Raw genomic sequence first — 349 nt, 5'->3', positions numbered from 1 at the left:
TGTGATTCGCTTATTTAAATCAACGGAATGTTGGTATCAGTTTGATGAAAAAGATACTTGGACGCTTTTCCATTCTTATGCGTTTGACTTCTCGGTATGGGAGATTTGGGGGGCATTGCTCTATGGCGGAAAATTGGTTGTTGTTCCTTACTGGATCAGTCGATCGCCCAAGGATTTCTATCAACTGTTAGTAGAGGAAGAGGTTACGGTTCTTAATCAGACACCTTCCGCATTCCGGCAACTAATACAGGTGTGTGAACAAGAAGATGAAAATAAAAACTTGCATCTGCGCTATGTCATATTTGGTGGGGAAGCACTCGATCCTGCCAGCTTACTACCGTGGTTTCAA

1 protein-coding gene is annotated in these 349 nt (G+C 42.7%); it reads left to right on the top strand.

Annotation, left to right across the window (positions count from 1 at the left end; translation table 11 throughout):
• Positions 1-349 (top strand): AMP-binding protein (locus MR076_RS27015; RefSeq protein ID WP_242225434.1); only part of this gene is annotated, 349 nt, incomplete at both ends.

Origin of the sequence: Bacillus cereus group sp. BfR-BA-01380, assembly GCF_022663535.1 — a bacterium.
Classification (GTDB): Bacteria; Bacillota; Bacilli; order Bacillales; family Bacillaceae_G; genus Bacillus_A; species Bacillus_A cereus_BB.
The sequence above is the reverse complement of the archived record's forward strand: the minus strand, read 5'-3'. Positions and strand labels throughout refer to the sequence as shown.